The organism is Flavobacterium hiemivividum (assembly GCF_004349145.1).
GTDB lineage: Bacteria > Bacteroidota > Bacteroidia > Flavobacteriales > Flavobacteriaceae > Flavobacterium > Flavobacterium hiemivividum.
In genome coordinates this window covers 73,031-82,094 of the sequence record NZ_SMFO01000014.1, presented here as the reverse complement: position 1 = coordinate 82,094, position 9,064 = coordinate 73,031, and the positions used below count along the sequence as shown (strand labels likewise).

9 protein-coding genes and 1 rRNA gene are annotated in these 9,064 nt (G+C 34.6%); 4 read left to right on the top strand and 6 right to left on the bottom strand.

Annotation, left to right across the window (positions count from 1 at the left end; all coding sequences use genetic code 11):
• Positions 1 to 53 precede the first annotated feature (53 nt).
• Positions 54 to 163: ribosomal RNA gene (gene rrf, locus E0F98_RS14540) — 5S ribosomal RNA — on the top strand.
• Positions 164 to 309: 146 nt separating this feature from the next.
• Here rrf and E0F98_RS16265 read toward each other — a convergent pair.
• From E0F98_RS16265 to E0F98_RS14515, 6 genes are all read right to left on the bottom strand, one after another.
• Positions 310 to 450 (bottom strand): transposase, encoded by a 141-nt coding sequence (locus E0F98_RS16265; RefSeq protein WP_262709004.1) that lies wholly within the window; start codon positions 448 to 450, stop codon positions 310 to 312.
• Positions 447 to 893 carry an ISAon1 family transposase N-terminal region protein gene (locus E0F98_RS16130; protein WP_207917111.1) on the bottom strand — a complete coding sequence of 149 codons (447 nt, stop codon included), beginning with the start codon at positions 891 to 893 and terminating at the stop codon, positions 447 to 449. Before E0F98_RS16130 ends, E0F98_RS16265 begins: the two co-directional genes overlap by 4 nt.
• A gap of 188 nt (positions 894 to 1,081) precedes the next feature.
• Entirely contained in the window at positions 1,082 to 2,122 is a 1,041-nt protein-coding gene (locus E0F98_RS14530) for an isoaspartyl peptidase/L-asparaginase family protein (protein WP_132112746.1), read from the bottom strand.
• A gap of 115 nt (positions 2,123 to 2,237) precedes the next feature.
• Positions 2,238 to 2,876, bottom strand: a complete 639-nt coding sequence (locus tag E0F98_RS14525; protein WP_132112744.1) for an endonuclease III domain-containing protein — start codon at positions 2,874 to 2,876, stop codon at positions 2,238 to 2,240.
• 5 nt (positions 2,877 to 2,881) lie between these two features.
• A complete protein-coding gene (msrB, locus tag E0F98_RS14520) occupies positions 2,882 to 3,271 on the bottom strand; it encodes a peptide-methionine (R)-S-oxide reductase MsrB (protein ID WP_132112742.1) in 390 nt (129 codons plus the stop codon).
• Between the two features lie 26 nt (positions 3,272 to 3,297).
• Positions 3,298 to 4,164 (bottom strand): alpha/beta hydrolase, encoded by an 867-nt coding sequence (locus E0F98_RS14515; RefSeq protein WP_132112740.1) that lies wholly within the window; start codon positions 4,162 to 4,164, stop codon positions 3,298 to 3,300.
• Between the two features lie 188 nt (positions 4,165 to 4,352).
• Here E0F98_RS14515 and E0F98_RS14510 point away from each other — a divergent pair, with 188 nt between their 5' ends.
• The 3 genes from E0F98_RS14510 to glgB all read left to right on the top strand — a co-directional run bounded on the left by E0F98_RS14510 (position 4,353) and on the right by glgB (position 9,029).
• Entirely contained in the window at positions 4,353 to 5,774 is a 1,422-nt protein-coding gene (locus tag E0F98_RS14510) for a glycogen synthase (protein WP_132112738.1), read from the top strand.
• Complete coding sequence (locus E0F98_RS14505) at positions 5,771 to 7,051, top strand: glucose-1-phosphate adenylyltransferase (RefSeq protein ID WP_132112736.1); 1,281 nt, start codon at positions 5,771 to 5,773, stop codon at positions 7,049 to 7,051. Before E0F98_RS14510 ends, E0F98_RS14505 begins: the two co-directional genes overlap by 4 nt.
• 70 nt (positions 7,052 to 7,121) lie before the next feature.
• The gene (gene glgB, locus E0F98_RS14500) at positions 7,122 to 9,029 is read left to right on the top strand and encodes a 1,4-alpha-glucan branching protein GlgB (protein WP_132112734.1); all 1,908 of its coding nucleotides are present in this window, start codon (positions 7,122 to 7,124) and stop codon (positions 9,027 to 9,029) included.
• Positions 9,030 to 9,064 lie beyond the last annotated feature (35 nt).

The following is a 9,064-nucleotide window of genomic DNA, read 5'->3' as shown; positions in this document are numbered from 1 at the left end:
TTATAAAACAATAAACAACATTACAATAATTGCCCAAAGCAATTATAACCTCTTAAGGTGGTTATTGCGGCGGGGCTCACCTCTTCCCATCCCGAACAGAGTAGTTAAGCCCGCCTGCGCAGATGGTACTGCAGTTATGTGGGAGAGTATGTCGTCGCCTTTCTTTGAAAAGCCTATCTGAAAAGATAGGCTTTTTTGTTTTTAATCGGATTCAAACTTGGAAGCAGAGTTCATATATAGGATCATAACGAAAAGCTGTGGAGTAGCAAAAATTAGGGATCATAACGAAAAGCTGTGGAGTAGCAAAAATTAGGCATAAATATTCGTTAGTCTGAAAAGGAAAAACTCTATGTTCCTCACTCCTCTAAATTCAGATCTAAACGTTTTTATTTTTGCATTGAAAGACTCCGCGGAAGCATTGGTACTTCTGTTGTCAAAATAGTTTATTATCGTTTGGTAATGATTCTGTATTGATCTAGATATGGTATTAAATGATTTAAACTCAGCCTGATCCCTTTTTCATACCATCTAGCTAATTTGCTTATACCATAAATTTTATCGGTGGTATTCTCAAAAACATTCCGTAAGTCTTGTGATAGCTGATATGATTTTTCAATATCAGGATATAATTCGAATAACAATTTGGCGCTTTGGGTTTGGTTTTGAGTCCATTTAGATTTGTTTTTATACAAAATATAACGACTTCTGGCGAATTTACCTCGTAGAGGGAAATACTGAATGGTAATTTCATCTACAAATCCCTTTGATACTAATTCAAGAGTATCGAACTTTTTAGGAGCTTTAGCTTTTTCTTCAAAGTATAGGTGCAATATTTCCTGAGTTTCGTTTGCAGAAACCACCTCAAAGTGGTCAACTAAAAAATCAGGTAGCATAAATTTTAAAAGCTCTATAGAAGTTATCACTAATTGTTAGATAGACAAATTTCTAATTATTTTTCAACATTTCCTCCCCAAGTATTGTTCTTGATCTATTTTTTATTTAAAATCCTACTGTTTTATAAAGAAAACAGTAGGATTTATATGGTATTGTTGGTTTCAGTTTTTTATATTAATTTCTTTTTTTATTTTTCATAAATACCTATTTCCATTTTTCCTTTGGTATCGATGAAAGCTCTATACATCCCAGCAGTGTTGAACTCCATAGATATATTTCCGTCTTTATCCATAGCTACAATTCCACCGTCGCCGCCTAATTTTGTAAGTTTTCTTTGAATAACTTCTTCTGCAGCTTTTTCAAGAGATAGTCCTTTGTACTCCATGAGTGCTGAAATATCATATGCTACTACATTACGAATAAAAAACTCACCCCAGCCGGTAGCAGAGACAGCACAGGTGTTATTGTTGGCATAAGTTCCTGCGCCAATAATAGGCGCATCTCCCACGCGTCCCCATTTTTTATTTGTCATTCCTCCTGTGGATGTTCCAGCAGCAAGGTTCCCGTTTTTGTCTAATGCGACACAGCCCACAGTCCCAAATTTATTGTCTTTTATAAAAGGATCATAAAAAGAAGTTCCTCCCGAGTGATCGAGTTCGATTTTATCTTTTTCTTGTGCTTTTAATAATGATTGGTACCTGTTTTCAGTATAGAAGTAAGCGGGGTTTACAAGTTCTAAACCATTTTCTTTTGCGAAAAACTCAGCACCTTCTCTGACTAACATTACATGTTCTGATTTTTCCATGACTGCTCTTGCCAGGTTTATTGGATTTTTGACAGTAGTTACTCCCGCAATAGCACCTGCTTTTAATGTTTTTCCGTCCATTATCGAAGCGTCCAGTTCGTTCTTACCTTCATTTGTAAATACAGCCCCTTTACCAGCATTAAATAGAGGAGAATTCTCCATGATGTTTATTGTTTTTTCCACGGCGTCCAAACTAGAACCTCCATTTCGTAGTATTTCATGACCTACTTTGACCGCTTCTTCGAGAGTAGCTTTGTATTGTGCTTCCATTTCAGGAGACATATTCTTTCGTACTATTGTTCCAGCTCCGCCATGAATTGCAATGGCAAATTTTTCTTCAAGTTTTACTCCTGTTGTACTTTTCAAATTTTTACATTGCGAAAAAGTGAAAAGGATTAATCCTGAAATTATATATTTTTTCATTTTTTTATTATTTAATGGGTCTATAGTGTGTTTAAATAGCTATATATTATGTAACGAAAAAAATCCATTTTTTGGACGTACACTTAAAGATCTACACGATTCTATAAAAATCATATTAAAATTGCTTGTCGTAACTACATATTTCCTTTATCGTACATTCAGGACATTTTGGAATTGGGCGACAAGTTTCTCTCCCTAGAAATGAAATAGACATCCCAATTTCTCCCCAAATATACTGGGGCAAGACTTGCATCAATTGTTTTTCTACTTTAATACCATCTTTAGTTTCTGGAATTAATCCAATTCTGGGTGCTACGCGGATGACATGCAAATCTGCCATTATTCCAGTTGCAGGGACTTTTAGTTCTCTCAAAATCACATTGGCAGATTTGCGACCGATGCCTTTTAGTTTAGTCAAACTCTCCATTTTAAGAGGGATGTTTTCGTCTTTTCTAATAGTTTTAGCAATTTCTAGTAACCAATTTGCTTTGGTGTTATAATTTTTAACTTCAGATATATATGGAAATAAGACTTCTAAATTAGAAATTGCCAGACTTTCCATATTTGGATACACTTCGAATAGGGCTGGAGCAATTTTATTAATATTAGCATCAGAATCTTGGGCCGATAAAACAACCATTACCAAAAGCTGATATAGATTTTGATATTCTAAGGGATGTTTTCGCCCTTCATATTTTTTCAGGATAGGTTCTAATTTTTGTGCCCAATCATTTGAATTTTCGAATAAATTCATTTTTATTATTTTTTGAAATCTACCGAGACTGAGTTCACACAATACCGTTGGCCAGTAGCAGTTGGACCATCATTGAATAAATGTCCTAAGTGGCTGCCGCAATTAGCGCAAACGATTTCGGTACGTATCATACCATGCGTTTTATCCAGAATATATTTAACTTTTCCGGGAATTGAATCGTCGAACGATGGCCAACCGCAGTGAGCGTCAAACTTTGAATTGCTTTCGAATAATGGTTCTGAACAAGCACCACAACAGTAAGTTCCTTCTTCATAGTGTAAATTGTAAGCGCCAGTGTGTGGACGTTCAGTTCCTTTTTCACGAAGAACATGGTATCTTTCTTCTCCCAATTCTTCCTTCCATTGGGCTTCTGATTTTTCTAAAGGATATTTCATTGCTTTTATTTTTATTGGATTAATAATTAATCTTTGATTACAAATTGAACTGTTCTTTTAACGACATCAGAATCACCTAAAATTTTTCGGTGCCCCAAGTTTTTAGTTAGCATTAGCTCTCCGTTTATAAGATGTTTATGAATATGTATCCCCGCTTTTACTGGAACTTCAGGATCATCGTTATCATGAATTACTAAAATTGGTATTTCAATGTCTTTGGCTGCTTGATAGGCAGAGTAATTATTCATTTTTTTCCCGTATTTTTTTTCGAAATGAAGTCTTAAACTAGTGGAATAATTTGATTTGAGCTCTAATTTAGCAATAAAATCGTCAATAATGTCTTGAACGATATCTCCACTTCCTATAATTACTGCAGTATTTAATTTTAGGCCATCTTTTAAGGCATTTAGCACAGACATACCGCCTAGAGAATGACCCACAGCCGATTCAAAGGGACCATACTGTTTTTCGATTTCTAAAATTGTGGCGATAAATTCAGTCATGATAGTTTGATTACCTTCTGATTTACCATGCGCGGGTGCATCAAAACTAACAGTGGAATAGCCAGACTTTACAAATGCATCCGCTATTTTTACTAATTGTGTTCCTCTTCCTGACCAACCGTGTACTAGCAGAATTTTCTTGTCACCACTGCCGTATTGGTAAATATTCACCGATTTATTTATAGATGGAATTGCGAGCATTTGCTGCTTACTTTTTTGATCCATTTCAAACTCCCGCTTCGGTATCTTATGTTTTATAGGTGTTGTAAACAATTTAGCAGCGAACAATAACGTAAGTTTAGGCGAAATAAAAGAGATTAATTTACTAGCAAATAGAATAGGCCTAGGGATTTTTAATGATTGTGTATGAATGGAGGATATTTTTGTCATATCGATAAATTTTTAAGACCGCTTTTATTTTATAAAATTTTTACTAAATTTAGAAAAACATAAAAGTAATATATTTAATAAAGTTTCGGTGACTATTTTAAGTATTTACATGGCAGAAAGAATAGTCTTAATAAAAAAATGGCTTTTCGTTGCTTGGACATTATTCGAAGAATAACTAAAATTAGTAAATGGAAATATTTCATATTAGCGCAGAGTGTTATCCTGTAGCAAAAGTTGGAGGTTTAGCTGATGTTGTAGGAGCATTGCCAAAGTATCAGAATAAAGCGGGGCATCTTGCAAGAGTAGTTGTTCCTTGTTATGACACCAATTTTAAAAAAGAAAATAATTTTGAATGCGTGCATTGGGGGTTCGTAAAATTGGGAAAATTCAATTTTTCCTATAATGTACTTAAGGAAACAACCGATAAACTAGGGTTTGAATTATATCTTGTTGAAATTCCCGAATTATTCGACAGAAAGGAAGTGTACGGACATGAGGATGATATTGAACGCTTCTTGTCTTTTCAAATAGCGTCTTTAGATTGGATTATTGGTCGAGATACAATGCCAGATGTAATTAACTGTCATGATCATCATACCGCTTTAATTCCGTTTATTATGTTGTACTGTGACAAGTACATAAAATTACAAAAGACACCTTCGATGCTTACCATTCATAATGGTTTGTATCAAGGACAATTTGGATTTGATAAGCTACATTATTTACCAGAATTTGATCTGTCGCACGTGAATGTTTTAGAATGGGATAACTGTATCAATTCATTGGCTGTGGGTATAAAGTGCGCTTGGGCTGTGACGACAGTTTCACCTAATTATTTAAATGAGATTAATTTTTCAGCAAATGGATTAGAGTCCCTTTTTAATATGGTTCGCTATAAATCAAGAGGGATACTAAATGGAATCGATACTGAAGTATGGGATCCATCCCAGGATAAAATGTTAAAAACAAATTATTCGATTGCCAACTTTGAAAAAGGCAAACAACAGAACAAAGAGGCTTTATGTGCTTTGTTTAATTTAGATCCCACGAAACCACTTTTTAGTTTTATAGGACGATTATTAGAAGAAAAAGGAGGAGATTTATTACCACAAGCATCGGCATTGGCTTTATCTAATAATTATAAGGAGATCAATATTCTTATTCTAGGTTCTGGAAATCAACAGATAGAAGAGCAGTTGAATAGTTTATTAGTAGATTATAAAGGGAACTACAATACGTTTATTGGCTACAACGAAGAATTAGCCCATTTAATTTATGCAGGAGCTGATTTTTTACTGATGCCATCACGAGTTGAACCTTGTGGATTAAACCAAATGTATTCACTAAGATATGGTACAATTCCTATTGTGAGAAGAACGGGAGGTTTGAAAGACACCGTAATTGATTTTGGAGATAATGGGAACGGAATCTGTCACGATCAATCTTCGGTAGGAGATATTTGTTACTCCATCGAAAGAGCGGTTAACTTATACAATGACAACAAAAAATTAAATGCGATTAGGAAAGTAGGAATGAGCACAGATCATTCTTGGGAAAAAGCATGTCAAGAATATATAGAAATGTATAATTTAATAATTAAAAAGGGATGAAATCTAACAAGAAAAATGTTATTGCTATAATTTTAGGAGGAGGTCAAGGATCAAGATTATATCCATTGACTGTGAGTAGATCTAAGCCTGCAGTACCAATAGGAGGGAAATATAGATTAGTTGATATTCCTATTTCAAACTGTATGAATTCAGATATTTATAGAATGTTTGTCTTGACACAGTTTAACTCTGCTTCTTTAAATGCACATATAAAAAACACCTATAACTTTAGTGTTTTTAGTCATGCTTTTGTTGATATTTTGGCGGCAGAACAAACTCCTGATAACCCAACCTGGTTTCAAGGAACTTCGGATGCGGTGCGACAATGTATGCCTCATTTTTTAAACCATGATTTTGATTATGCTTTGATTCTTTCGGGGGATCAATTGTACCAAATGGATTTCAATGATATGATTGAAGAACATATCAAGCATGAAGCGGATATTACAATTGCCACTTTACCGGTAAATGCTAAGGACGCACCAGAATTCGGAATTTTAAAAACAAATAACCAAAGTTGTATCGAATCCTTTATCGAAAAACCAGCTAAAGAACTTTTACCAGATTGGAAGTCGGATGTAAGTGAACAAATGAAGAGCGAAGGAAAAGATTATTTAGCTTCAATGGGTATTTATATCTTTAATCGAAAGCTCTTAATCGAATTAATGGCTAATCCGGATACGAAGGATTTTGGTAAAGAAATTATCCCACAAGCGGTAGGGAATAAAAAAATTCTAAGCTACCAGTATGAAGGATATTGGACAGATATTGGAAATATTGACTCCTTTTTCGAAGCTAATATTGGTTTGACAGATGATGTGCCTAAGTTTAATTTATTCGATCAGGATAATAAAATTTATACTAGGCCTCGTTTATTACCGCCATCTAAATTTAAAAATACGCTGATCGATAAATCATTGATTTCTGAAGGTTGTATCTTGAATGCAAAAGAAATAAAACAATCGGTGATAGGTATTCGATCAAGAATAGGAGAAGGTACAATTATCGAAAATTGTTATGTGATGGGTAATGATTTATACCAGAGCATAGACGATATGAATGAGGACATAAAAAATAATAAAAATTTAGTTGGTATAGGTGAAAGGTGTTTTATTAGTCATGCTTTGGTAGATAAAAATTGCCGAATAGGGAATGATGTTTATATCAAGGGCGGCAGTCATTTAGAAGACGTTTCGCATGAATTGTATGCCATAAAAGATGGAATAGTTGTGATTAAAAAAGGAGCAGTAATACCTGATAATTATAAAATTGGTTAAACATTTACTGCACTTTTTAAAATTTTAATATTCTAATTATTGTAAATAGTTAGAATCATACTAATACTATATGAGTAAAGTTATCACGCATTCTCTTTTTACTGATTTTGACATCAACTTATTCAAAGCTGGAAAACATTACAGATTATATGAGAAACTTGGTGCACATCTGATCGAATTAGACGGTGTAAAAGGAGTTTATTTTGCTGTTTGGGCTCCAAGCGCCCATTCAGTATCTGTTGTAGGAGATTTTAATTTCTGGACGCAAGGAGAACATCTTTTACAAGTAAGATGGGATTCCTCTGGTATCTGGGAAGGTTTTATTCCAAATGTTGAAAAAGGTACTACATACAAATATAAAATACAGTCAAATAACAACGGAATTGTTACTGAAAAAGCAGATCCGTTTGCTTTCTATTGCGAAAAACCGCCGCATACCGCATCTGTAGTTTGGGATCTAGATTATAAATGGGATGATACAAAGTGGATGAAAAATCGTCAGGATCATAATGGACTTGACAAACCATATTCTGTTTATGAAGTTCATTTAGGATCTTGGAAACGCCATACAGAAGACAATCGTTTTTTAACTTATCTCGAATTTGCAGATGATTTAGTTGCTTATGTAAAAGAAACTGGATTTACGCATGTCGAATTTATGCCTATTATGGAATATCCATACGATCCTTCGTGGGGATATCAGCTTGTAGGGTATTTTGCGCCTACATCTCGCTTTGGTACGCCACAAGAATTTATGGTTCTCGTAGATAAATTGCATCAGGCCGGAATAGGAGTTATTCTGGATTGGGTTCCTTCTCATTTTCCTGATGACGCGCATGGATTAGGATTCTTTGACGGTTCTAATCTTTTTGAGCATCCAGATCGTAAGAAAGGATATCATCCAGACTGGAAAAGTTTAGTTTTTAATTATGGTCGAAATGAAGTGCGTTCTTTTTTAATTAGTAACGCCTTATTTTGGTTACAGCATTATCATGCAGACGCACTTCGCGTAGATGCAGTAGCTTCCATGTTGTATTTAGATTATTCTAGAAATGATGGAGAATGGGAACCTAATATTTATGGTGGTCGCGAAAATCTTGATACGATAAGTTTTTTAAAAGAGTTCAACGAGGCAGTATATTCTAATTTTGAAGGGGTTCAAACAATTGCTGAAGAAAGCACCTCATTTCCTATGGTTTCTAGGCCCACTTCTGTTGGAGGACTCGGGTTTGGGATGAAATGGATGATGGGCTGGATGCACGATACTTTAGAATATTTTCAAAAAGATACGGTGTACAGAAAGTACCATCAAAATGATTTGACTTTTTCATCTACCTATGCGTTTTCCGAAAATTTTATGTTGCCGCTTTCCCATGATGAAGTGGTTTATGGAAAAAAATCTATACTTGGCAGAATGCCTGGAGACGAATGGCAGAAGTTTGCTAATTTAAGATTGCTATATGGCTATATGTTTGCGCATCCTGGAACAAAATTACTGTTTATGGGATGTGAATTTGGTCAAAGTGCCGAGTGGAATTTCGAAACTAGCCTTGATTGGCATCTAAATGAATATCCGTACCATGATGGTGTAAAAAAGTTGATCACAGATCTAAATAAACTCTATAAAACGGAAGCAGCATTATACGAAAAGCAATTTAGTCCAGATGGATTTGAGTGGATCAATTATTCAGACCATCAAAATGCAGTGATGTCCTTTATTCGAAAAGGAATCAACGCAAAAGATGATGTTGTGGTCGTTTGTAATTTTACTCAGGTGGTTCGTGAAAATTATAGAATAGGTATTCCTAGAAAAGGGAAGCTAAAAGAAGTTTTTAATAGTGACGCAAAGATTTACGGAGGTAGCGGAATAAAAAATGCTGTTAAGTTAACTATAGAAGCAACGCCATATGACGGACGCGACTATTCAATAGCGCTTACGTTGCCGCCGCTAGCTGTTGTTATTTTTAAAATTATATAAAATAAAGAGATATTGGCCAGCTTATATAATTAAAA